We start from the raw sequence: 22,109 nt of genomic DNA on the forward strand, positions 1-22,109 counted from the left end.
CCCACTTCTGACCGCGCCGTCCGCTATTTTCGCTTTCCTACTCATCGCCCACTCCCCGCATTCCATGCTCCTCGACTTTGAACAACCCATTGCTGCCCTTGAAGGCAAGCTTCTTGAAATGCAGAAACTCGCCGCCGATAGCGACGTGGAAGTAGGCGAAGCCGTGGCGGCGCTGGAAAAGCGTATCAAAGACCTCAAGAAAGAAACCTACGCCAACCTCACGCGCTGGCAGCGGGTGCAACTGTCACGTCACCCCGACCGGCCCTACACCTTAGACTACATCGACGGCATGGCCGACAAATTTGTGGAACTGCACGGTGACCGCACCGTGGGCGACGACAAGGCCATGGTGGGCGGATTTGGGGAGATTGACGGGCACACCGTCATGTTCATCGGTCAGCAAAAGGGGCACAACACCAAGCAGCGCCAATTCCGCAACTTCGGCATGCCCAACCCCGAGGGCTACCGCAAGGCCTTGCGCCTGATGAAGCTGGCCGAGAAATTCAACGTGCCGGTGGTGACGCTGATTGACACGCCCGGGGCCTTTCCGGGCCTGGAGGCCGAGGAGCGGGGCCAAGGCGAGGCTATTGCGCGCAATCTGAAGGAAATGTTCATGCTCAAAGTGCCCGTGATTTGCGTCATTATTGGCGAGGGGGCCAGTGGCGGCGCGCTGGGTATTGCTATAGGCGACCGGGTGCTGATGCTGGAAAATACCTGGTATTCAGTGATTTCGCCCGAATCGTGCAGTAGCATATTATGGCGGAGCTGGGATTACAAGGAGCAGGCGGCGGAAGCCCTCAAGCTCACGGCCACTGACATGAAAAATGCGGGCCTGGTGGACGGCATCGTGAAAGAGCCTCTTGGCGGCGCCCACACCGACCCGGAACGGATGATTGAGACGCTGAAAAGCACGCTGCTGAAAACGCTGAAAGAGCTGGCTACCATTTCGGCCGATGAGCGGATTTCGCAGCGAATCGATAAGTTTTCGGCGATGGGCGTGGTGGTGGAATAGGCGCCAGTGTGTTTGTCATGCTGACGAAGGAAGCATCTTATCACGGCTGCTTTCGTCTGCTTTTGCTTACCCAGCAGCACAGGCGTGATAAGGTCCTGCGCTACGCTCAGGATGACAAGATTGTGAAAATCCATACCATTGATACGGGTTTGTTTAAGCTCGACGGCGGCGCCATGTTTGGCGTAGTGCCCAAGAGCATGTGGCAGAAGCTGAACCCGCCCGATGCGAACAACATGTGCACTTGGGCCATGCGCTGCCTGCTGGTGGAAGACGGCGGCCGGCTGCTGCTCATCGACAATGGCATTGGCGAGAAGCAGGACGAAAAATTCCGGGGGCATTTTTACCTGCACGGCGACGATACGCTGGAGAAGTCGTTGCGCAAGCTGGGCTTTACCAGCGCTGATATCACCGATGTTTTTTTGACGCACCTGCACTTTGACCACTGCGGTGGCTCGGTGCAGCGCCGGCCCGATGGGGTGTTGCAGCTGGCGTTTCCGCACGCCACGTACTGGAGCAACCAAGCCCATTGGGACTGGGCGGTGACGCCCAATCCGCGCGAGAAAGCCAGCTTTTTGCGGGAAAACATCCTGCCGATTCAGGAAAGCGGCCACTTGAAATTTGTGGACTTAAACGGTGGAGTGCCCGACGGTCTGCCGCAGTTTCGTGAAATTATTATGGCCGACGGCCATACGGAGAAAATGATGGTGCCGCTGCTGCACTACAAAGGCCGTACGCTGGCTTTTATGGCCGATTTGCTGCCGAGTGCGGGCCATATTCCGCTGCCTTACGTGATGAGCTACGACATGCGGCCGCTCATTACTATGACCGAAAAAGAAGCCGTGCTGCGCCGGGCGGCCGAGGAAAACTGGGTGCTGCTGCTCGAACACGACCCCACGCACGAAGCCTGCACCGTGCAGTTGACCGACAAAGGTATCCGCCTGGCAGAGACGCTGAAGCTGGCCGATTTATAGCGTGCTGCGCCGATGCCAGTGCGGAAATTAGCGAAGAAACATAAAATACAGCCTCCTGGAAACGAACGTGCTGCCCTCCCCATTCCCCGCTTCGTCGCTGCCTGAGCCTACCATTCGGTTGGGCCTGGCATTGTCTGGCGGCGGAGCGCGCGGCATTGCGCACCTAGGCGTATTGGCCGCGCTGGATGAATTACAGCTGCCGGTGGCGCAGCTGGCCGGGGTGAGCTCGGGCGCTATTGCCAGTGTGTTTTACGCGGCGGGCTTTGCCCCCCGCGAAATATTGCGACTTCTGCTGGCAACCAATGTGTTCCGGCTTACGCGGCCGGCGTTCAGCAGGTTTGGGCTGCTGCACCTCGACGCGGTGGAACAGCTGTTGGCGCGGCACCTGGGCACTACGCTCACGTTCGAGCAGCTGAGCCGTCCGCTGACGCTGGTGGCCACGGATTTGATGGCCGGCGAATCGGTCTATTTTAGTTCCGGGGCATTGTTGCCGCCGCTGCTGGCCTCGTCGGCGGTGCCCATTGTGTATCGGCCGGTAGAGTACCAGGGGCGGCAGCTGGTAGACGGTGGCTTGCTCAACAACCTGCCCGTGGAGCCGCTACTGGGCCAGCCCGGCCTGCGCGTGGTGGGCGTGCACTGCAACCCCATCAACCCCGAAGCCCGCATTCCAACCTTCCGCCGGCTCATCGAGCGCACCCTGCATTTGGCCATCAACGCCAATACGGCGGCCCGCAAAGCCCAGTGCCACCTACTGCTGGAGCCCCCCGAGCTGCGCCATTACCGCCCCCTCAGCTACAAGCGCGGCCCCGAGCTGTTCGATATCGGCTACCGCTACACCATGGGGCAGGCGGCTGCTTTGCAGGAGCTGCTCAGCTAATAAAACGCGGAAAGCGGCGCTTACGGGGCTATAAGAATTTTTTGGCTGCCGCCCAGAGGTTGGCCTGCGCCATCAGCGGCCCGCAAATAATATAGGCCGCCCGGCAGGTTGCCGACATCGACGGTGGTGCTTTGGCGGGACTGTTGCCGGCGCACCACCCGGCCCAGGGCGTCGAGTACTTCCAGGGTCACTGGCTGGTCGGGCATTGAGGTAAGCTGCACCTGAAGCTGGTCGTGAGCGGGCTGTGGGCTGACTGCCAGAATGCGCGGCGCCGTGGTAGGCGCGGCGGCAATGGCCGCTACAGGCGAATACGTGGAGGTACCGTTTTGGTCAATCTGGCGCAGGCGGTAGTAAGCCGCCGTTGCCGGGGCCGAATCATCGGGGAAAGTGTAGCTGGTGGGTTTGGTGGCCGTGCCTGCGCCTGCCACAAAGCCAATGGCCGTGAAGTAGCCAACGGCATCGGTTTGGCGCTGCACTTCGAAGCCGGCGTTGTGCTGTTCGGAAGCGGTGTGCCAGCTCAGGCGCACAGCCGCGCCGTGACGTGACGCAGCAAAATCGGTGAGCGTTACCGGTAGCGGGTTGGGGGTGAAGGAGCTAGTCGAGATGAGCACGACGAAGGCAGTCGCGCTCTGCAACACCACTTGCAGCTCCTGGCGGCTGGCGTTGTATGAATAATTGGCCACGCCGGTTCCGCTGACTGCGCTTGGCGCCCGGTTCAGGGCCAGCGTGAGGGTGGTAGCGCGGCTGGCGTAGCCGTCGTAGCGAGTAGCACTGCTCTGCTGCCAGCTGATGGTGGCGCGCCGGGAAGCCCGCAGCACGGCTGCAGTCCCAAAGCTGAGCTGCGTGCCTTGCTGCACAAATAGCTGCGCGAAGTCGCCGCCGGTGGTAGTCGAATAAAGGTTTAATTGGCCGTCGGCACTCACGGGCTGGGCAAGCAGCGGGCTAACGGTGGTTTGCAGCACCGTGTCGGCCTGCGCAAGTGCAAGGTCAACAAACCCGGCCGTAGAAGCCGCCAGCGCGGCGGTACCCGGCTGGCTGATGGTGGTAACCTGGGGCCGTTGGGTGGTGTAGGGGCACAGCGCCGTCAGGAATTGCGCCTGGGCGGCGCCGGCTTGCTGCACCAGCAGCGTGGTGTGATTTTCGGCCGTGTTGTAAGTGGTTTCGTGTACGTTGGTGGCTGTGGAATACGTGGCCGTGCCATCCGTCGCGACGTGGGCCAATAATCCGACGCCGTTTTTCTCCCAGGTACTTTCCTGATTGGCTAGGCTGCCGCTGAAAATGCCCGTGGCCGGCGTGCCGCCCTGCAAGCCATAGCCGTGCAGCTGCCAGGTGTAGGCGTGGGGCGCGGCGGCGGTCACCGCATCGGCCAGCAGAAAATACGAGTTGCGCACAAATACCGCCTTGCGGGTGATATCGGCGCCCTCATAGACTGTCGTCACCTCGCCGTAGGTGAGCTGCGGGGTTTGCAGCGTGTGCTGAATGCTGGCTGACACCGGGCTGCTCACGCTGGGCGTGCCAATAGCCGGGCCGGCGCCGTCTACCAGCACCAGATTGTGGTGGGTGGCCTGGCCAACCTCGGTACGGCGGTTGTAGCTGAGGTAGCCGGGGTCGAGGGCCAGTAACTGGCCTTGGGCGTGCAACAGGAAACTACTGGCGTCGCCCTGGCTGTGCCCGCCGGAATTGGCCTGGGCCAGGCCGCCGCGGCCATTGAGGTGGAGGTAAGTGGCCAGAGAGTCGTTGCCGGAGCGAAACACCAAGTTGCCGCTGGCTGGCAGTGCCGTCAGGGTGGGCTGGTTTTGAGCAGTAGGCAGCACGCTGGCGGCCAGCCAGGCGGCGCGCATGTCCACCGTCACATCGCGCAGCTGGGCCAGGTTGGAAGCCAGCACAGTGCCCGATACCTTGCTGAAATACATGGGCTTGACGAACTGCGGGTTGCCGGTCAGGGCCAGCTCGGGCATGCCCATGTCTACGAATGAGTCTTCCAGCGCGGGCAGCCGGCCGTCGGGCTGCAAAATGGCCATTACCCATGAATACAGCCGGGCGTATTTGGGGTCAAAGTAGGGGTTGCGAATGCGGCGCGTGCTGTTGCCAAATGCGTAGGTCTGGCGGCCATCCGGCAAAAAATTACCCATTGCCCGAAAAAACGGCAGGCAGTTGAGCATGGCATACTTGAAGTAGTAAGGTCCCTCGGCATAGCCCGCCACCTGGGTCGAGTCGGACTGGCGCAGCGCGTCGCGCCACAGCACGTTGTCGATGTGGTAGAGGCCGGCCCCGGCCCAGCTGGCGGGCTGGCGGGTGGGGTCGGCGCTGCCGGCATCGTTGAGCACCACGGCGGCCATGCCCAGCGCGGCGGCCGTCATCAGCGTGTGGTTATTCTTGACGATGTTGTAGAAAAAATACGGGCCCAGCGGGGTGGTCGATTGCCGGTAGAGGTTGCCGGCAAATTCCTGGAGCCGGGCCTGCGCCACCAGCAATGAAGCGGCCGTTTCGCCGGAGCCGCGCAGCAGGTCGTAGGCTATCAGGTAGTCTATCAGTTCTTTCGAGCGCCACTGCCATTCGGAATAAGGTGTGTCGCCGGCCGGCGTGGCAAACACTTCCACGTCGGTATTGATGTTCTCAAGTAGAATGCGGATGCTGGTAGTAAGTGCGCCGCGTTGCGCTGCCGGAAGGGCCACGAGGCTGGCGCCAGCCGGCTGGCGGCCCAGCAGAACCACGAACGCAGCGTTTTTAGCAAAGGCGGCGCGGGCCCGTCGGCCATTGGTGTTTACGTTATCGCTGGTCGGCGAACCCTGCACGTCGTCCCACAGCGTTTGGTAAAGCGCGAGGCGGTCAGCCGCTGCCAGTGAGGCTTGTATGCTGCTCAGGTCCGCTGCTTTCAGCAGCGTGCGCGGATATGTCAGGTCGGCTCCGGGCGGGTTCCAGCTGCCGGTCTGGGCTGCTGCCTGGTGCGTACCGCTCAGCAGGGCCAACAATAGCACTAGTTGCCACTTGGCGTCCCTCAAAAACTTCTTTGAAAAGCAGCCTTCCGTCTGCATTCGCAACGAAGGTCTTTGCAGCGGTGCCGATGAGTATTGTTGCGGGTGAGCAGCAGTGGGGCAGTTAAAAAGACTGGAAAAGGATGCTTTGGTCAGTATCGATAGCGGCATAACGGAAATTTTCTCCGTTCCTATCACCGTCAGACGCGGTTTTTAGTTCATAAGTGGTCCAAAGCGCCAGAAAATTTCATAAAATCAGGTTCCAGGTCTGTGTCCGTGGTCAATGTTTCAAATCGAGGGATGGACTACCGGCGTGCAAAACCCCGTTCCATTCGTATAGACCCGGAAGCTGTTTTGGGGCTGCCTTTAGCCATAAACCTTTTCCTTTCCAACACCCATTGCAATCGGAATCGGACGCATCTTTGTAAGCCCAAGCCACTGAGCGCTGCTTTTCTTTTCCCACGTACCTCTCTTCTTTTCCCAATGCCCGCCCGCAAGACTTCCACTTTCTGGTATTACATGGCCAAACTTGTGTTCGGGGTGGCCGGCTGGAAGCTGGGGGAAATCAACGACCCCGAAATCAAGAAAAGCATCATGATTGCGGCTCCGCACACCAGCAACTGGGACCTCATTCTGGCGCGGGCGGCGTTTTATTTGATGGACGTGGACGTGCGCTTCACCGTGAAAAAGGAGTGGACCGAGCACTGGGCGCTGGGCTGGCTGGTGAAAGCCATTGGCGCGCTGCCCGTGGACCGCAGCCGCAACAACAGCCTCGTGGACGGCATGGTGCAGCTTTTCAATGAGCGCGACGAGCTGGTGATTCTCATCACGCCCGAAGGCACTCGTGCTTACCAGCCGCGCTGGCGCAAAGGTTATTACTACGCCGCGCTGGGCGCGCACGTGCCCATCCGGCTGGGGTACCTGGACTATGCTAAAAAGGAAGCCGGCATCGGCAAAGCCGTGTGGCCCACCGGCGACTACGAGGCCGATGAGGCCAAAATCAAGGCCTTTTACCGCACCAAAACCGGTCGTTTTCCGCAGCAGGGCGTGCGCTAGGCCAGCTGCTGGGCGCTTGCGGCCATGGCGGCAGATGGAGCGCAGCCGCGCCCGTCGTGCAAGTACACGCGGAACGTGGTGCCCCGGCCTTCCTGGCTCTCGACTGCGATGTGGCCGCCCTGCGACTGCACCAATCGGTTCACCAGAAACAGGCCCACGCCCGTGCCCTCGCCGGCCTGGGGGTGGAAGCGCCGAAACAAGTGAAACAGCTCGCTGCCATAGCGGTCCAGGTTCATGCCCAGGCCATTATCTTTTACTTCCAGCACGGGGCAGTCGCCCACCCGGTAGGTGCGCACCTGCACGTGCGGGGCGCGGTCGGGGTGCCGGTATTTCAGGGCATTGCTGAGCAGGTTGAGCAAGATGGTGCGCAGGTTGCTGCGCACGTATTGCAGCTCAGGCAGGGCTTCAAATTCGGTTTCAAAACGAGCGTCGGTAGCCAGCAGCTGGGGCCGCAGGGCCTGTAGCACATCGGCCGCGAGGCCGGCGAAGTTCACCTGCTCCACGGCTTGCTCGCCGGGGCTGCGCTGCTCCTGCACCACCGCCGCCAGGTCCGTGATGGTGGTGGAGAGGTTGTGCAGCGATTCTTCCACCAGGCGCAGCACCACGGCTTCTTCGGGGTCGTGGAAGGTGGCGGTGCGGCGCAGCTCATCAAAGAGGCCGCACAGGTTGTTCACCGGTTGGCGCAGGTCGTGGCTGGCCGCGTACACGAAGTTGTCGAGGTCCTGGTTGGTGCGGGCCAGCTGCTGGTTGCGGGCGCCTATTTCGCGGTTGGCGGCGCTGAGCTGGGCGTTTTTATCGTGCAGCTCCTGCCGGATTTCAGTCAGCTCGGCCAGTGACTCGCGCAGCTGGCGGTTCACGCCCTGAAGCTCGCCGTGGTAGCGGGCCACGTACTGCCGCCACTCGTTTTTCTCGATGGCGTGCTGCACGGTTTTGTTCAGCAACTCGCGGTCGAACTGCTGCTTCACCAGGTAGTCGAGGGCGCCGTTGTTGAGGGCCCGCACGGCTAGGGCTTCGCTGCCGCCACCGGTTATCATCACCACGCACAGCGTTTCGAGGGGCACGAGCTTGCCAAATGCCTCCAACATAGCCAGGCCGTCGGTATCGGGCAGGTTGTAGTCGAGCAGCACGCAGTCGGGCTGCTGTACTTTAAATAATTCCAGCCCTTCGTCTCCGGAGCTGGCCTCAATGATTTCCAGCCGCTCAAAGCCGGAGTTATGGCCCAGGAAGCGGCGGTACAGCATCCGGTCCTCCGGATTGTCGTCGATGAGCAGGATAAGCTTCACTGGCAATTAGCAGGCAATAGGCAATTCGGACGCGTCGAGCCAGTAGCGCACAATCAGGCGTACTTTTTCCTCCAAGGCGCTGTATTCGATGGGTTTGGTCAGGTAGCTGTTGGCGCCCAGCCGGTAGCATTCCTCCACGTCGCGGCTGTTGGCCGAAGTGGTGAAGACAATAACGGGGATGGATTGCAGCGCCTTGTCCTGCTTCAGAATATCGAGTACGGCGCGGCCATCGGTGCCCGGCATGTTCAGGTCGAGCAGCACAATAACGGGCAGGGTGCTAGGCCAGTCGGGGTGCTTGCCGTAGCCCTGCAGGTATTCGAGGGCTTGGTCCCCGTCTTCGCAGCGCAGCACGGGGTTGGGCACAGCATTCTTGCGAAACGCCCGGCTCAAGGCCGTGAAGTCTTCGATGCTGTCCTCCACCACGAGGATGGGAATGAGGGAGGTGGGGTTCATTAGAGATACTTGGAAATGGAAAAATAAAACGTCGCTCCCTGGCCGGTTAAAGAGCTAACCCACAGCTCGCCATTGTGTTTTTCTATCATCTTTTTGGCGATGGCCAGACCGGCGCCCGTGCCGCCGCCATACTTTTCCTGAGAATGCAGCCGTTTGAATATTTTGAAAATGTTTTCGTGGTGCCGCGGGTCGATGCCGATGCCGTTATCCTGTACGTAAAATACGTGAAAATCGGTTGGGTTTCCGGTGCCTTTGGGCCCGCGAATATTGGCCGGCGCTTGGCCGACGGTGATGCGCTTCTCGGGCCGGTCGTTGTAGCGCATGGCGTTGGTGAGCAGATTATTAAACACCTCGCGCAAGCGAATGCGGTCGCAGCGGATGGCGGGCAGCGGCTCGGGCACCTCCACGGTGGTGTGCGTTTGCTCGATGCGGGGCTGAAGCAGGTCCATCACGTCGGCCAGGGCCTCGTTCAAATCGGTCACTTCGACCGACAAATCGGTCCGGCCCACGCGCGAGAGCGTCAGCAACGATTCTATCAACGATTCCATGCGCTGGCTGAGCCGCACCAGGGTCTGGAGCTTGCTCACGCCCTCGGCATCGAGCTGGTCGGCGTAGTCTTCGAGCAGGAAAATGGAGTAGTTGTGAATGCCGCGCAGGGGCTCCTTCAGGTCGTGCGAGGCCACGTAGGCGAAGGAGTCCAGCTCGTCGTTGCTGCGCTCCAGCTCGGCGTTGAGCAGGGCCAGGCCGGTGGCGCGGGCCTGCAGCTCGTTGAAGATTTTCAGGCGCACGTCGGAAAGGTGCAGCCGAATGGCCTTGGCAGCCTCAATTTCCAGCGGTTTCCAGGGCGCCGAAGTGTTTTCCACGGTCTGCTTCCAGGCCTCGAACGACTGCCGGGGCGAGAGAAAAATCTGCCCATCCACGGTGGTTTGGTTTTTCTCGTGGCGCCCGGCCCAGGTCACGGTCTGAATCACTTCGGGCCGAAACCAGATGATGTACTCGCCCGTCGCCTGGGCCAGCGTAATGGCCAGCAGCCCGCTGGCCGTGGCCCGGATTTGCAGGCCCGCGGGGTTGAGCTGGGCGTAGGAATTGGTGTGGAATACTTCCGTGGTGGTATGGGTGCGCAGCCACTCCACCACTTCCTGAATCTGCGGCTTGGTGGGCGTGTGGCCCAGCGTCACGATTTCGCCTTCGAAGCAGATGGCCGCCCCGCCGCAGTCGAACACGTCGAGCAGCGTGGGCGAGTGGCGGTAGAGGCCCTCAAGAAAATTGGCCTGCGTGCTCACCTGGTCGAATAGTTGCAGCTGGGTGTGGGTGATGCGCAGCTGGTAGGCCCGCTCGTCGTGCTGCTCCTTGTTTTTGAGCAGCGCCGACACGGTTTTGCCCACAAACTGGCACAGGTCGCGCAGCTCGTAGCTCACCAGGCGGGGGCTTTCGTGGTGGCAGGTAATCATGCCCCACAGCCGCCCTTCCTGAATGAGCGAGATGGTCATGGTCGCCTTCGAGCCCAGGTTGTGCAGGTACTCGATGTGGATGGGCGACACGCTCCGCAGCACGGCGTAGGTCATGTCGGGCGGGCGGGTGGCGCCGAGGCGCACCGTGGGCACCAGCGGCGCGGGCACGTAGCTGGCATCCGGAATGAAGCGCAGCCAGTTTTTGAGGTACATGGCGCGGGCCTGCTTCGGGATGTCGGTGGCCGGGTAGTGCATGCCCAGCCAGGGCGGTAGGTCGGGCCGAATGGCTTCGGCAATGACTTCGCCGCTGTCGTCGGGGGCGAAGCGGTAAATGGCCACCCGGTCGAACCCCGTGATGGTGCGCACCTGCTCCACGGCCACCTGGCAGAAGTCGAGCACGGTTTCGGCCGTGAGCAGGCGGCCCAGGGCCTCGTTGAGGGCCGGCAGGTTGAGGGCGCTCACGCTGTTTTCGGCCACGGGTTCGCCTTCCACCCACAGCAGGCCGTCGTAGCGGTGCACAATGAGCTTGAAATATGGCCGGCCCGCCACGCCGTCGAGGCGCACACCCAGCAGCCGGGCCGCTTCGGTAAGGCTGGGCCAGATGGCTTCTAACTCGGCCAGGTGGGCGGGACCGAGCAGGCGCTCCAGGCCGGCGCCCAGCAGCTCTTCGGGCGTCAGGCCCAGCAGCTCGGGGGTGTTGGCGCTGGCCTGCACCACGCGGCGGCTCTGCTCATCGAGGCACAGCAGGAAGCCGTAGGGCTGGATAAGGCCCGGAATGTGAATGGGCTCGCGGTCGCAGTTGTTGAGGGTGATGGGCGCGCCCACCAGGCTTTCGTCGGAGTAGCTCACGGCTGGTTTAGCCATTCGGAAAGGGATTGAAACGTGTGAACGGCCGACTCCACAATGGCCGGCTCGGTGGCAGGAGTAGCGGCGGCGGCAAGCTCCTGGCAGAAGGATTTCCACAGCGGCCCGGTGCGCTCGGCGCGGCCCGTGAAATAGGCATGCGCCGCAATGCCGGTTTTGTCGAGCTGCCGCGCAATCACCTGCCCGCCCAGCGTGGAGCCTTCCAGCACGTACATGGCGCCCAGCAGCTGGAGCAGCGTGCGCCACGCCGGCAGCGCGGGGCACTGCGGCGGCGTGCCCAGATGGCCCAGCCGGGCCAAATCTTCCAGAATCAGCGGGGCGCGGTAGCGCTCCTCCAGCTGCCAGCCCGCGCCGAAAGCGGAGGCGTGCTCGCGCAGCCGGGCTTCGTAGGGCTGCACAAAGCCGTACATCTTGGCCAGGAACCGGGCCGTGCCGGTGGCCGTGACCGAGCCGGCCGTTAGCGCCAGGTTGAATGGGTTTTGCTCCACGGCATCGTGAAACGGTCTGGTTTCGAGGCGAAGGCGAGACAGAATAGTCGGGCTTTCTGTGGGTGGCAGCATGGGAGGAACCGGTGTTAAGACAGCTAAAATAGGGCAGGAAACCCCATTCCAGTGGCATCGATTAGTCCTGCGTCAGGGCGTAGCTCACCAGGTTGGCGCCCATGCGCAGAGCCGCGTCGTGCACGGCAGGCGAATCCTCGGGGTAGGTGCCCACGTCTTCCCAGCCGTTGCCCAGGTCGCATTCGTAGCTGTAGAAGCACACGAGCCGGCCTTTATACAGAAGCCCGAAGCCCTGGGCGCGTTTGCCGTCGTGCTCGTGCACCTTGGGCAAGCCCTTGGGGAACTGGTATTTCTGGTGGTAAATGGGGTGGGAGTAGGGCAACTCCACAAATTCCAGCTCGGGAAATACCTTTTTCATCTCCGGCCGGATGAATTTATCGAGCCCGTAGTTGTCGTCGATGTGCAGGAAGCCACCGCCGATGAGGTAGCGGCGCAGGTTCCTGGCCTCGGCGTCGGTGAAGCTCACGTTGCCGTGCCCGGTCATGTGCACAAACGGGTAGGTGAGCAGCTCCGGTGCGTCGAGCTCCACAGTGGCCTCGTCGGGCGCGATGTTGGTTTTCAGGGCTTGGTTGCAGAAATTGATGAGGTTGGGCAGCGAGGTTTTGTTGGCGTACCAGTCGCCCCCGCCGCCGTAGTGCAGCTTGGCGATGCGGAAGCTCGGAGCCGGCGCGGCGGCGGTGAGGGTGAGCAGGAAAGCGGCGGCAAGAAGCAGTAATTTGGGGAACATAGGGAATATCGGGTGATTTTTTGTAGCCGGAGAAAGGTGAAAGCGGAAAGCAGGCAGCGTCTCCGTTTTTTGGCAACCCATCAATTATATCGACAAACTTGCCGCGATGATTGGATTACTTGTCAGCATAACTTAAGAATTGCCAAAATGAATCGTTCCGTGGGAGTACAGGCAGCCGGTATGTTGCTAAATATAACGGGCAGCCTCGCGATTGTAATGGGTTTCCTGGCGCGCCAAAACTGGTTTGGGTCCGGCGACACGGAAGCTTTTTTATATTGGACTGCCCCGCTGGTAGCAGGAGTGGCCGCTATTAGTCCCCTGATTCTAAGAATACTGCCTTCGTTTCCTGTTGGATTAAGGGCACTTTTACTTGTGGTTATCGCCGCGGGCATCGCCTTCGGGTGGGTCTATGGAGTTGCGCTTCTATTGGGACCTTGGATGGGTGCTTTTAGCTTTCCGGTCCTGTACCCGTGGGTGGGAGGAACAGCCGCGCAACTGCTGCTGCTGGAACGCTTCCTGCCCGAAGCGAATAGAAGCCGGCGAGTTTTGACCGTGCTTTTCACCGGTTTTCTGGCGCTGGCAGGTACCGGGGCCCTCCTTATCGGGCTTTCATGGACCGTGGACTACCTCAACCGCCCCGCGAAGGAAACGTATTTAATTCCGGATGATTTCTCCGGTGAATTCAGGGTGGTTTACGGTGAAAGCTGTGGCTTGACCCCCCCGACCGAAAATGGCCGCCGAATATTGACGCTGCCCCGCAACGGCGTCTTAATTCTGCAACCCCCGTTTGTGGCGGGCCTGGTTGACAACGAATATTATTGGGTGGACAAGCGAGGCAAACGCAAGCGCGCCCGCGAAATATTCGCGACTCCCGGCAGCAACCCGGGCCGGGCCGGCGTGGCGCTCACGGCCAGCGGCAGCATGAGCGCACCGGTGGCCGCCGGGGCCACCTCGGCTGCAGGGCCAGATATTCATTTTAGCTACTTTACCGTTTTCACCAACGACACCACGGTCGTCTCCGAGTCCGAATCATCCAGGCGTCAGAGGCGGCTTGATTCGCTCACCTTGACCTTGGTGAACGAGTGCCGAAGCAGGCGGCCTTGAAACCGCGCCAGCATGCGGCTCCAAAGCGAGGGCTAGCGCATCTGGGTTTGAGCCTTTCGGTGGTTCTATCGCACCAGCTGCACCGTAAACACCGCCGCCAGCGCCGCCGTTTCCGTGCGCAGACGCGAGGTGCCCAGCGTAACGGGCCGAATGCCGCGGGCCAGCGCCAGCGCAATTTCCTGCGGCGTAAAATCTCCCTCTGGCCCGATGAGCACGCAACAGCCCGGCCCCGCGCCGGCTACCTGGGCCAGCGCCGTGCGTTCGCCTTCTTCCAAGTGGGCGATAAACGTGGTGTCCGGCGTCACGCCCACCACAAAAGCCGCGAAATCCTGCAGCTCGTCCAGCTGCGGCAGCCAGGCCTGGCCGCTTTGCTTGAGGGCGCTGATGGCAATTTTCTCCAGTCGTTCCAGCTTCAGCTCGCGGCGCTCGGAGCGGGCGCAGCGCAGGAAGCTGATGCGCTCCACACCCACTTCCACCGCTTTTTCCACGAACCACTCCATGCGGTCGAGGTTCTTGGTGGGGGCCACGGCTACGTGGGTGAAGTAGGGGCGGGGCGCCACCGTTTCGTGGTGGGTGATGCGTAGCTGGCAGCGTTTGGGGTTGGCATCGGCGATTTCGGCTTTATAACGGCCACCCTGGCCGTCGAGCAGTTCCACCGCTTTGCCAGCGGCCAGCCGCAATACGCGCACGGCATGCTTGCTCTCCTCTTCAGCAAGCTGGTAAGTGGTTTGGGTGGGGGTGAGGTCGGGCGCGAAGCAAGTAAGCATGGGGCAAAGTTCGGGGGCAGCGTAGTATTTTGGCTGAGTCGTTTACTCCCAAGCCCTACACTATGGCCAACGTGCTGCACCTCAAAATAGCGCTACGCTACATTAAGCCGCCCATCTGGCGCCGCGTTGAAGTGCCCGATACGCTCACGTTCTGGGAATTTCACTTCGTGCTGCAAATCCTGTTTGACTGGCAGAATAGCCACTTGTTTGAGTTCCGGCAGGGGCGGGGCAGCATCAACGAGTTCCTCACCGGCTCGCCCGCAGTGCTGCCCGGCGACGAAGACAACATGCCCGAATGGCAACTCGACCCGCGTCAGGTAGCGCTGGATGAAATCCTGCGCAAGCCCAAGGACAAGGTCGCTTATGTCTACGATTTTGGGGATTACTGGGAACACGACATCGTGGTGGAGAAAGTGCTGCCGCTGGCCGAGGGCCATCCCACGCCAGCCGTGCGCTGCTTGGCCGGCAAGCGCGCCGCCCCGCCCGAAGACCTCGGCGGCTTCCCCGGCTACGAGCAGTTGCTAGAGGTGCTGGCCGAAAAAGCTGCTGGCAAACGCAAGCGCCTGCCCAGCGAGTACGCCGGCTTGGGCAAATTCGACCCCGAAGAGTTTCCACTCGCCGACTACAACCACGACCTGTGCATCTTGCGCCAAATCGTAGCCGCCGAGGATGAAATGCTGACCAACTACGTGCAGCATTTTGCCGCCAACCCGCCTCCGCCCCGTCCGGCCTTTGACATGGAGGCCCTACTGGCGGCAATGACGGCTAGCCTGAATGCGCTGCCCCAGCCGCCCCCGCCACCGAAGAAGCCGAAGAGATAAGCGTTTTCTGGCGGCGTGACTTCCTACTTAGTCTTGTGCAGCCTTGCTCTAGCGGTGGGCAGAATTTCTACAAAAAAATGTCTCGATTTTTTAGATGCCTAAAGATGACTTTCTAATCCAGTGTCGCCAAGCTTATCAGTTGGGCATTACGCCTGCAATGCACAAAGCAAAGGAAACAGACATTTATCAAGCTATTCTAAAAACCGCGAAGTCTTATTTTATCCAATACTTAGAGGAAGAATTCTATCTATATGCTCAGGAAGGGCAATATTTGATTCAATTGTGGGTTGCCCATATGCTATTGGAGTTTGGCAACCCGTCTCAGAAATTAGCGGCTAAATTATTGGCAATAATCAAAAGCTACTCCTCTGATTATTCGGCTTCAGGGTACACGCTTAATCCCGCAGTTGCTCAGCAGGAAACAGAATGGCTTCATAATTATTTGAAATAGCAAAAGCCCCGTCAGCTGCAACTGACGGGGCTTTTTGGTGAGTGAACTACTCGGGAAACTTAGGCTTCTACCGCCACGCGGGGCGCGCCGGCTAATATTTCCTCGTTGGCAAACTCGGCGTACTTCTTAAAGTTTTCAACAAACTTCTCGGCCAAGTCCGCCGCCGTTTTGTCGTAGGCTTCTTTGTCGGCCCAGGTGTTGCGCGGGTCCAGGATTTCAGAAGGCACGCCGGGTACCGCGCCGGGCACAGCCATGCCAAAGATGGGGTGCTTCGTGAACTTCACGTCGTCGAGTTGGCCGTTGAGGGCGGCCGTAATCATGGCGCGGGTGTAGGGCAGCTTCATACGGTGGCCGGTGCCGTAGCTGCCGCCCGTCCAGCCGGTGTTGATGAGCCACACGTTAATGTCCGGGTTCTCATCCATTTTCTGGCCCAGCATCTCAGCGTATTTGGTGGGGTGCAGGGGCAGAAATACCGCACCGAAACAAGCCGAGAACGTCGTTTGCGGCTCGGTCACGCCCATTTCGGTGCCCGCCACCTTGGCCGTGTAACCCGACATGAACAGGTACATGGCGTGCGACTTGTCGAGCTTGCTGATGGGCGGAATCACACCGAATGCATCGGCCGTGAGGAAGAAAATGTTTTTCGGGGCCTTGGCCACGCCGGGCTCGATAGCGTTGGGAATGAAGTTGATGGGATAGGCGGTGCGGGTGTTTTCGGTCACCGACTTATTGGCGTAGTCCACGGTGTGGGTGCCGGGCACGAAGCGCGTGTTCTCGACGATGGAGCCGAAGCGGATGGCGTCGTAAATCTCTGGCTCCTTCTCCTTGCTCAGGTCGATGACCTTGGCGTAGCAGCCGCCTTCGAAGTTGAAGATGCCGGCGTCGGGCGTCCAGCCGTGCTCGTCGTCGCCGATGAGGCCCCGGTTGGGGTCGGCCGAGAGAGTCGTTTTGCCGGTGCCGGACAGGCCGAAGAAAATGGCCGTGTCGCCGGCCTTGCCCACGTTGGCCGAGCAGTGCATGCTCAGCGTGTTGTGCTCGTGGGGCAGCAGGTAGTTCAGCACCCCGAAAATGCCTTTTTTCATCTCGCCGGCATAGCCCGTGCCGCCAATCAGAATCATCTTCTTGGTGAAGTTGATGATGGCGAAGTTGGGCTGGCGGGTGCCGTCAACGGCCGGGTCGGCCTCGAAGCCGGGGGCGCAGATGATGCTAAAATCGGGCGTCCAGCTGGTGTCGGCGCCTTCGGCGGGGCGCAGAAACATGTTGTAGCAAAACAGGTTATGCCAGGACTGCTCATTCACCACGCGCAGCTTGAGCTGGTAGTCGGGGTTGGCGCCGGCGTAGGCTTCGCGCACGTACAGCTCCTTGTCGGCAAGGTAGGCCACCATTTTCTGGTGCAGCTGGTCAAATTTCTCGGGGGCGAAGGGAATGTTGATGTCGCCCCACCACACGCTGTCGGCGGTGTTGGCGTCGCGCACCACAAAACGGTCTTTGGGCGAGCGGCCGGTGAACTTGCCGGTGTCGGCCATCAGCGCGCCGGTGTCGGTGAGGTGGCCTTCGCCGTTGCGCAGGGCGTGCTCAACAAGCTCGGCGGGGGTAAGATTGAGGTGAACAGTACCGGTTTCGGTGAAGCCCAAAGGCTGCAAACGATTGTGGGTTTCGGCGGCAAGGTGGGAGTCTTTTTGCATGGCCCTGAAAGTGTTGGGTGGGAATTCTCGTGACTTCTGGTACAAAGGTAGAAACGCTGCAATCGTTACCAGTGAAACAATTTGTTTTTTTAGCAGGACAAATCAAACCATGTGTGGTTGATTTGTGCCTGCCGATTGAAATATGCGGCCTGACGCGCTAACAGGGTAGGAGTAATACAACGCTTACCTATCTTTAGGTTTGGTTTGTCCCGGTCTTTCGCTCTTTTGTCCATGCGCACCGATATTGCCCGCTACAACGGAATCTACGGCGACACCCGCGCCCAGATTTCGCACGACTACCTGCAAAGCCAGCTCATCGTGCCCCGCCAGCGCCTCACCGATTGGGGCCTGAAGCCGCACCTGCACGAAAACCTGTTCCAGCTGTTTTTCCTGGAAAGTGGCCGCGCCGCTTTCGAGGCTACTGAACTGGTAGAACTGCGCACGCCCTGTCTGGTCATCATTCCGGCCAATACGGTACACGGCTTCACCTTCAGCCCGCAGGTGAAGGGCCGCACGCTCACCCTCTCGGAGGCGCTGCTCGACACCATTCTGCAAGCCACGCCCGGTGTGCTGGTGGAGCTGAACACGGTACACATTCTGTCCGATTTCAATGCCGAAGTCAGTTTCACCGATTTATCAGAGCTGGAGCAACGCATTCACGAGGAGATTTATTCGGAGCTGCCGGGCAAGCAGCTGGCTATCAATGGCTACTTCAAACTGCTGTTCGTGAAGATATTCCGCCAGCTACACCACAACCGCCGCAAGGAGGATAGCCCCAACCGGGCCCTGCACTACTTCCGCGAGTTCCAGAAAGCCATCGAAAAGACCGCGCCTTTCGAGAAGAAGATTTCTGACTTCGCCCAGGAGCTGAAGATTACGCCGGTGCACCTCAACCGCATCTGCCAGGCCGTGAAGGGCAAAACGGCCCAGCAGATTGTGCAGGCGCACACCATTCGCAAGGCCCACAACTACCTATTATATACCTCGCTCTCGGTGGCCGAAATTGCCTATGAGCTGCAATTCGTCGACCCTGGCTACTTCACGCGGTTTTTTCGCAAGCAAACGGGCATGGCGCCGGGCGCTTACCGGGCCAAGGCCTATCGGAGCGATGCCTCGGGGAAGGCCGGGAAGGCCGAACCGTGAAAACGGCATACTGAGTGTAGCCGAAGCGTCTCGCGTGACGAAGTAATTCAATCGTTGAACGGTGCGAGCGAGATGCTTCGGCTGCGCGGACGCCAGATGAGCAAGACGTTCTCTTATCATCCAGGGCTTCACAATGCCGAAACTTTCCTAGATTTACCGTGCCCGCATTGCATGAAGTAGGCAGCGGACACATTTCTCCTCGGTTTCTCTCTCATTTTCTCACCCTAGTTTCCCTTATGCAAACTATTTCTGCTCCCACCGAGCAATCCACCAGCCACCCGCGCGGACTGTATCTGCTGTTCGCCACCGAAATGTGGGAGCGGTTCAGCTACTATGGCATGCGCGCTGTGCTGGTACTGTTCCTCACCAAGGCCATGATGATGGACAAGGCCTTCGCGTCCAAATTCTACGGCGGCTACACCAGCCTGGTGTACCTCACACCGCTCATCGGGGGCTTTATCTCGGACCGGTACTGGGGCAACCGGCGCTCCATCCTCACGGGCGGCCTGCTGATGGCGCTGGGCCAGTTCACACTGTTTTTCTCGGCTTCGAACTACGGCGCAGCCGATACCCACGCCTTCAGCCACTGGTTGCTGTACCTGGGCTTGGGCGTGATGATTGTGGGCAACGGCTTCTTTAAACCCAATATTTCCTCGATGGTGGGCTCCCTCTACAGCCCCGCCGATAAGCGCAAGGATGCGGCCTATACCATTTTCTACATGGGCATCAACCTGGGCTCGTTCATCGGCAACACCATCACCAGCCTCATCGGCGACACCGGCAACCCGGCCGATTTCCGCTGGGCTTTCCTGGCCTGCGGCATTGCCATGCTGCTGGGCACGGTGGTATTCAACTGGGGCAAAGACAAGTACCTGCACACGCCGGAAGGCGTGCAGGTGGGCGAAACGCCCGCCATTTCGGGAGGCGTAATGGGCATTTACGCCCTGCTGCCCGTATTGCTGGCCATTATCCTGGGCATTCTGTGGCTTGATTCGGCCAAGTTCCCCACCATCGCGCCTCTCTTGGGGGTGGCCGTGGTAGGCATCGCCTTCATGATTTTCAGCGATAAATCCCTGAGCGGAGCCGATGTGAAAGGCATCATGGTGATTTTCATCGTGTCGTTCTTCGTGGTGTTTTTCTGGGCGGCGTTCGAGCAGGCGCCGGCTTCGCTCACCTTCTTTGCCGATGAGCAGATGAACCGCACCATTTTCGGCTTCACCCTGCCCGCCAGTATTTTTCAGAACCTCAACGCCATCTTCGTGGTAGTGGGCGCGCCCATCATGGCCGCCGTCTGGACGGCCTTGGGCCGCCGGGGCGCCGAGCCGCCGTCCCCCCTCAAAATGTGCATTGGCCTGGCCATGCTGGCCGCTGGCTACCTCGTGATGTGCTTCGGCGTGCACAACCTGCAGCCCGGCGTGAAGGTGAGCATGTTCTTCCTGGTGGCGCTTTATTTCCTGCACTCCGTGGGCGAGCTGTGTCTGTCGCCCATCGGCCTGTCGCTGGTGAACAAGCTGGCCCCGGCTAAATTCGCCTCCCTGCTCATGGCCGTGTGGTTCCTCGCCAACGCCGCCGCCAACTACCTAGCCGGCTACATGAGCAGCCTCTACCCCGACCCAAAATCGACGGCCCCCGCGCCGGAAATCCTCGGCTACCACATCACCAATCTCTACGACTTCTTCATGGTGTTCGTGGTGTCGGCGGCTGTGGCTGCGGCCATCCTGTTCCTCATCAGCGGCAAACTGGCCAAGATGATGGACGCCCGCAACTACCCCGCGCCCATCGCGCAGGCGTAAGGCAGACGCGTTTTCTATTTCATGAGAAGCCCCCGATGCTGCTGCGTCGGGGGCTTTTTCTATCTTCGGCCCAATCAATATCAATTTTTTAGCTCCTGATGCCACCAATGCTTCATCGTTTCCTGCAAGCGTTGGCAGGGCTTGCATTTTTGTTTTGTGGGCTGGGCATTGTCAATACGATGGTTAGCCTCAAGTATGAAATAGAGGATGATAACTGCGTTTCCGTAGTAGATGGCCGCGATTTGTGCCAGACGCTTCACTACAATTGGATAGGTTTGGGAGTGGCTACGGCTGTTATTGTAGCGTTAGCATTTGCAAAAACTAAGAATAGCCCGACAGAATAGCTCAATTAAAATCCATAAAAAAGCCCCGCCGGCACTGCCAGCGGGGCTTTCTCTTGGGCTTATATCGAATCTGCGTAATCCGTCAAATCCGTTATAATCTGCGGTCGATTACATCATGCCGCCCATGCCACCCATACCGCCCATGCCACCGTCGCCGTGGCTATGGCCAGCTTCTTTGGGCTCGGGCTCGTCCGAAATCACGGCCTCGGTCGTCAGCAGCAAGCCGGCGATGGAAGCAGCGTTTTCGAGGGCCAGACGGGTTACCTTGGTGGGGTCGATGATGCCGGCGGCCACCAGGTTTTCGTAACGGTCCTCGCGGGCGTTGTAGCCGTAGTCGCCCTGGCCGTCGCGCACTTTCTGCACCACTACCGAACCCTCGCCGCCAGCGTTGGCTACGATGGTGCGGAGGGGAGCTTCCAGCGCCGTGCGGATGATGTTTACACCCGTGCGTTCGTCGGCATTGTGGGTGTCCACGGCGGCCAAAGCCTCAATGGCACGCACCAGGGCCACACCACCGCCGGGTACCACGCCTTCCTCAACGGCGGCGCGGGTAGCGTGCAGGGCATCGTCAACCCGGTCCTTCTTCTCTTTCATCTCCACTTCCGTCGAAGCACCGATGTAGAGAATAGCCACGCCGCCGCTCAACTTAGCCAGGCGCTCCTGCAGTTTCTCCTTGTCGTAGTCCGAGGTCGTGGTTTCCATCTGGGCTTTGATTTGGGCGATGCGGCCGCTGATGGCGTCCTTCGAACCCTTGCCGTTCACGATGGTCGTGTTGTCCTTGTCGATGATGATTTTCTCAGCCGTACCGAGGTACTCCAAGGTAGCGTTTTCGAGCTTATAGCCCTGCTCTTCGCTGATGACGGTACCGCCCGTGAGGGTAGCAATGTCTTCCAGCATGGCCTTGCGGCGGTCGCCGAAGCCAGGAGCTTTCACGGCCGCGATTTTCAGCGAGCCGCGCAGTTTGTTAACTACGAGCGTAGCGAGAGCTTCGCCGTCCACATCTTCCGAGATGATGACGAGGGGCTTGCCGGTCTGCAGCACCTGCTCCAACACGGGCAGGAGCTCCTTCATGGTGCTCACTTTCTTGTCGTAGATGAGAACGTAGGGCGAGTCGAACTCCACCTCCATTTTCTCAGGGTTGGTCACGAAGTAAGGGGAGAGGTAGCCGCGGTCAAACTGCATGCCTTCCACCGTCTTTACTTCGGTTTCCGTACCACGGGCTTCTTCTACGGTGATGACGCCTTCTTTGCCCACTTTGTCCATGGCGTCGGCAATCATTTTGCCGATTTCCATGTCGTTGTTGGCCGAAATGGCGCCTACCTGGGCAATTTCCGCCGAGTTTTCAATCTTTTTCGACTGCGACTTCAGGTTGGCCACCACGGCGATAACCGCCTTGTCGATGCCGCGCTTCAAATCCATCGGGTTGGCACCGGCAGCCACGTTTTTCGAGCCAGCGGTGTAAATAGCCTGAGCCAGTACCGTGGCGGTGGTGGTGCCGTCGCCGGCCTGGTCGGCCGTTTTTGAGGCCACTTCTTTCACGAGCTGAGCGCCCATGTTTTCAATCGGGTCGCGCAGCTCAATTTCCTTGGCCACGGTCACGCCGTCCTTGGTAATGGAGGGAGCGCCGAATTTCTTGTCGATGATGACGTTGCGGCCTTTCGGGCCGAGGGTCACTTTCACGGCGTTCGCCAGTTTGTTCACACCGGCCTGCAAACGGGCGCGGCCTTCGGTGTCGAATTGGATGTTCTTAGCCATTTCTGGGGTTGGAGTAA

The 22,109-nt window shown here is 60.1% G+C and carries 19 protein-coding genes; 10 read left to right on the plus strand and 9 right to left on the minus strand.

Features of this window, described 5'->3' with window-relative positions; genetic code table 11:
• The first annotated feature begins 64 nt into the window (after positions 1 to 64).
• The 3 genes from JKL48_RS08295 to JKL48_RS08305 all read left to right on the plus strand — a co-directional run bounded on the left by JKL48_RS08295 (position 65) and on the right by JKL48_RS08305 (position 2,860).
• Entirely contained in the window at positions 65 to 1,012 is a 948-nt protein-coding gene (locus JKL48_RS08295) for an acetyl-CoA carboxylase carboxyltransferase subunit alpha (RefSeq protein WP_201981246.1), read from the plus strand.
• Positions 1,013 to 1,134: 122 nt separating this feature from the next.
• Entirely contained in the window at positions 1,135 to 1,983 is an 849-nt protein-coding gene (locus JKL48_RS08300) for an MBL fold metallo-hydrolase (protein WP_201981249.1), read from the plus strand.
• A gap of 67 nt (positions 1,984 to 2,050) precedes the next feature.
• Complete coding sequence (locus tag JKL48_RS08305) at positions 2,051 to 2,860, plus strand: patatin-like phospholipase family protein (RefSeq protein WP_317191909.1); 810 nt, start codon at positions 2,051 to 2,053, stop codon at positions 2,858 to 2,860.
• 20 nt (positions 2,861 to 2,880) lie between these two features.
• Here JKL48_RS08305 and JKL48_RS08310 read toward each other — a convergent pair whose 3' ends face one another.
• Complete coding sequence (locus tag JKL48_RS08310; RefSeq protein WP_201981264.1) at positions 2,881 to 5,862, minus strand: heparinase II/III domain-containing protein; 2,982 nt, start codon at positions 5,860 to 5,862, stop codon at positions 2,881 to 2,883.
• A gap of 456 nt (positions 5,863 to 6,318) precedes the next feature.
• On the opposite strand from JKL48_RS08310, the gene JKL48_RS08315 reads away from it, so the two are divergent.
• On the plus strand, positions 6,319 to 6,891 hold the full coding sequence (locus JKL48_RS08315; protein WP_201981265.1) for a 1-acyl-sn-glycerol-3-phosphate acyltransferase: 573 nt from the start codon (positions 6,319 to 6,321) through the stop codon (positions 6,889 to 6,891).
• Here the strand turns inward: JKL48_RS08315 and JKL48_RS08320 are convergent.
• The 5 genes from JKL48_RS08320 to JKL48_RS08340 all read right to left on the minus strand — a co-directional run bounded on the left by JKL48_RS08320 (position 6,888) and on the right by JKL48_RS08340 (position 12,229).
• Positions 6,888 to 8,174: an ATP-binding protein gene (locus JKL48_RS08320; protein ID WP_201981266.1), complete on the minus strand. Its 1,287-nt coding sequence runs from the start codon at positions 8,172 to 8,174 to the stop codon at positions 6,888 to 6,890. The genes JKL48_RS08315 and JKL48_RS08320 overlap by 4 nt on opposite strands.
• Before the next feature lie 6 nt (positions 8,175 to 8,180).
• Positions 8,181 to 8,627: a response regulator gene (locus tag JKL48_RS08325; protein WP_201981267.1), complete on the minus strand. Its 447-nt coding sequence runs from the start codon at positions 8,625 to 8,627 to the stop codon at positions 8,181 to 8,183.
• Positions 8,627 to 10,942 (minus strand): ATP-binding protein, encoded by a 2,316-nt coding sequence (locus JKL48_RS08330; protein WP_201981270.1) that lies wholly within the window; start codon positions 10,940 to 10,942, stop codon positions 8,627 to 8,629. Before JKL48_RS08330 ends, JKL48_RS08325 begins: the two co-directional genes overlap by 1 nt.
• Complete coding sequence (locus JKL48_RS08335; protein WP_201981273.1) at positions 10,924 to 11,502, minus strand: biliverdin-producing heme oxygenase; 579 nt, start codon at positions 11,500 to 11,502, stop codon at positions 10,924 to 10,926. Before JKL48_RS08335 ends, JKL48_RS08330 begins: the two co-directional genes overlap by 19 nt.
• Positions 11,503 to 11,563: 61 nt before the next feature.
• On the minus strand, positions 11,564 to 12,229 hold the full coding sequence (locus tag JKL48_RS08340; protein WP_201981275.1) for a DUF4159 domain-containing protein: 666 nt from the start codon (positions 12,227 to 12,229) through the stop codon (positions 11,564 to 11,566).
• Between the two features lie 147 nt (positions 12,230 to 12,376).
• Between JKL48_RS08340 and JKL48_RS08345 the strand changes: the two genes are divergently transcribed.
• Positions 12,377 to 13,333, plus strand: a complete 957-nt coding sequence (locus JKL48_RS08345) for a DUF6843 domain-containing protein (protein ID WP_201981277.1) — start codon at positions 12,377 to 12,379, stop codon at positions 13,331 to 13,333.
• Between the two features lie 65 nt (positions 13,334 to 13,398).
• Here the strand turns inward: JKL48_RS08345 and JKL48_RS08350 are convergent, their stop codons facing one another.
• Entirely contained in the window at positions 13,399 to 14,100 is a 702-nt protein-coding gene (locus JKL48_RS08350) for a 16S rRNA (uracil(1498)-N(3))-methyltransferase (RefSeq protein WP_201981279.1), read from the minus strand.
• A gap of 29 nt (positions 14,101 to 14,129) precedes the next feature.
• On the opposite strand from JKL48_RS08350, the gene JKL48_RS08355 reads away from it, so the two are divergent.
• Both JKL48_RS08355 and JKL48_RS08360 read left to right on the plus strand, forming a co-directional pair.
• Positions 14,130 to 14,921, plus strand: a complete 792-nt coding sequence (locus JKL48_RS08355) for a plasmid pRiA4b ORF-3 family protein (RefSeq protein ID WP_201981281.1) — start codon at positions 14,130 to 14,132, stop codon at positions 14,919 to 14,921.
• Between the two features lie 94 nt (positions 14,922 to 15,015).
• Positions 15,016 to 15,372 carry a hypothetical protein gene (locus JKL48_RS08360; RefSeq protein WP_201981283.1) on the plus strand — a complete coding sequence of 119 codons (357 nt, stop codon included), beginning with the start codon at positions 15,016 to 15,018 and terminating at the stop codon, positions 15,370 to 15,372.
• 59 nt (positions 15,373 to 15,431) lie between these two features.
• On the opposite strand, the gene pckA is transcribed toward JKL48_RS08360, so the two are convergent.
• Positions 15,432 to 17,057, minus strand: coding sequence for a phosphoenolpyruvate carboxykinase (ATP) (gene pckA, locus JKL48_RS08365; protein WP_201981285.1), 1,626 nt, complete (start codon positions 17,055 to 17,057; stop codon positions 15,432 to 15,434).
• 231 nt (positions 17,058 to 17,288) lie between these two features.
• Between pckA and JKL48_RS08370 the strand changes: the two genes are divergently transcribed.
• From JKL48_RS08370 to JKL48_RS08380, 3 genes are all read left to right on the plus strand, one after another.
• Positions 17,289 to 18,200: an AraC family transcriptional regulator gene (locus JKL48_RS08370; protein ID WP_201981288.1), complete on the plus strand. Its 912-nt coding sequence runs from the start codon at positions 17,289 to 17,291 to the stop codon at positions 18,198 to 18,200.
• Between the two features lie 236 nt (positions 18,201 to 18,436).
• Positions 18,437 to 19,993, plus strand: a complete 1,557-nt coding sequence (locus tag JKL48_RS08375; RefSeq protein ID WP_201981293.1) for a peptide MFS transporter — start codon at positions 18,437 to 18,439, stop codon at positions 19,991 to 19,993.
• A 98-nt stretch (positions 19,994 to 20,091) separates the two neighbouring features.
• Positions 20,092 to 20,337 carry a hypothetical protein gene (locus JKL48_RS08380; protein ID WP_201981296.1) on the plus strand — a complete coding sequence of 82 codons (246 nt, stop codon included), beginning with the start codon at positions 20,092 to 20,094 and terminating at the stop codon, positions 20,335 to 20,337.
• A gap of 108 nt (positions 20,338 to 20,445) precedes the next feature.
• Here JKL48_RS08380 and groL read toward each other — a convergent pair whose 3' ends face one another.
• On the minus strand, positions 20,446 to 22,092 hold the full coding sequence (gene groL / locus JKL48_RS08385; RefSeq protein ID WP_201981298.1) for a chaperonin GroEL: 1,647 nt from the start codon (positions 22,090 to 22,092) through the stop codon (positions 20,446 to 20,448).
• Positions 22,093 to 22,109: the final 17 nt, after the last annotated feature.

This window comes from Hymenobacter rubidus (genome assembly GCF_016734815.1).
Classification (GTDB): domain Bacteria; phylum Bacteroidota; class Bacteroidia; order Cytophagales; family Hymenobacteraceae; genus Hymenobacter; species Hymenobacter rubidus.

Coding starts and splice junctions, on each gene's coding strand:
- JKL48_RS08295 (WP_201981246.1), top strand. CDS start 65: ATGCTCCTCGACTTTGAACAACCCATTGCTGCCCTTGAAGGCAAGCTT.
- JKL48_RS08315 (WP_201981265.1), top strand. CDS start 6,319: ATGCCCGCCCGCAAGACTTCCACTTTCTGGTATTACATGGCCAAACTT.
- JKL48_RS08325 (WP_201981267.1), bottom strand. CDS start 8,627: ATGAACCCCACCTCCCTCATTCCCATCCTCGTGGTGGAGGACAGCATC.
- JKL48_RS08330 (WP_201981270.1), bottom strand. CDS start 10,942: ATGGCTAAACCAGCCGTGAGCTACTCCGACGAAAGCCTGGTGGGCGCG.
- JKL48_RS08335 (WP_201981273.1), bottom strand. CDS start 11,502: ATGCTGCCACCCACAGAAAGCCCGACTATTCTGTCTCGCCTTCGCCTC.
- JKL48_RS08340 (WP_201981275.1), bottom strand. CDS start 12,229: ATGTTCCCCAAATTACTGCTTCTTGCCGCCGCTTTCCTGCTCACCCTC.
- JKL48_RS08345 (WP_201981277.1), top strand. CDS start 12,377: ATGAATCGTTCCGTGGGAGTACAGGCAGCCGGTATGTTGCTAAATATA.
- JKL48_RS08350 (WP_201981279.1), bottom strand. CDS start 14,100: ATGCTTACTTGCTTCGCGCCCGACCTCACCCCCACCCAAACCACTTAC.
- JKL48_RS08360 (WP_201981283.1), top strand. CDS start 15,016: ATGCCTAAAGATGACTTTCTAATCCAGTGTCGCCAAGCTTATCAGTTG.
- pckA (WP_201981285.1), bottom strand. CDS start 17,057: ATGCAAAAAGACTCCCACCTTGCCGCCGAAACCCACAATCGTTTGCAG.
- JKL48_RS08370 (WP_201981288.1), top strand. CDS start 17,289: ATGCGCACCGATATTGCCCGCTACAACGGAATCTACGGCGACACCCGC.
- JKL48_RS08375 (WP_201981293.1), top strand. CDS start 18,437: ATGCAAACTATTTCTGCTCCCACCGAGCAATCCACCAGCCACCCGCGC.
- JKL48_RS08380 (WP_201981296.1), top strand. CDS start 20,092: ATGCCACCAATGCTTCATCGTTTCCTGCAAGCGTTGGCAGGGCTTGCA.
- groL (WP_201981298.1), bottom strand. CDS start 22,092: ATGGCTAAGAACATCCAATTCGACACCGAAGGCCGCGCCCGTTTGCAG.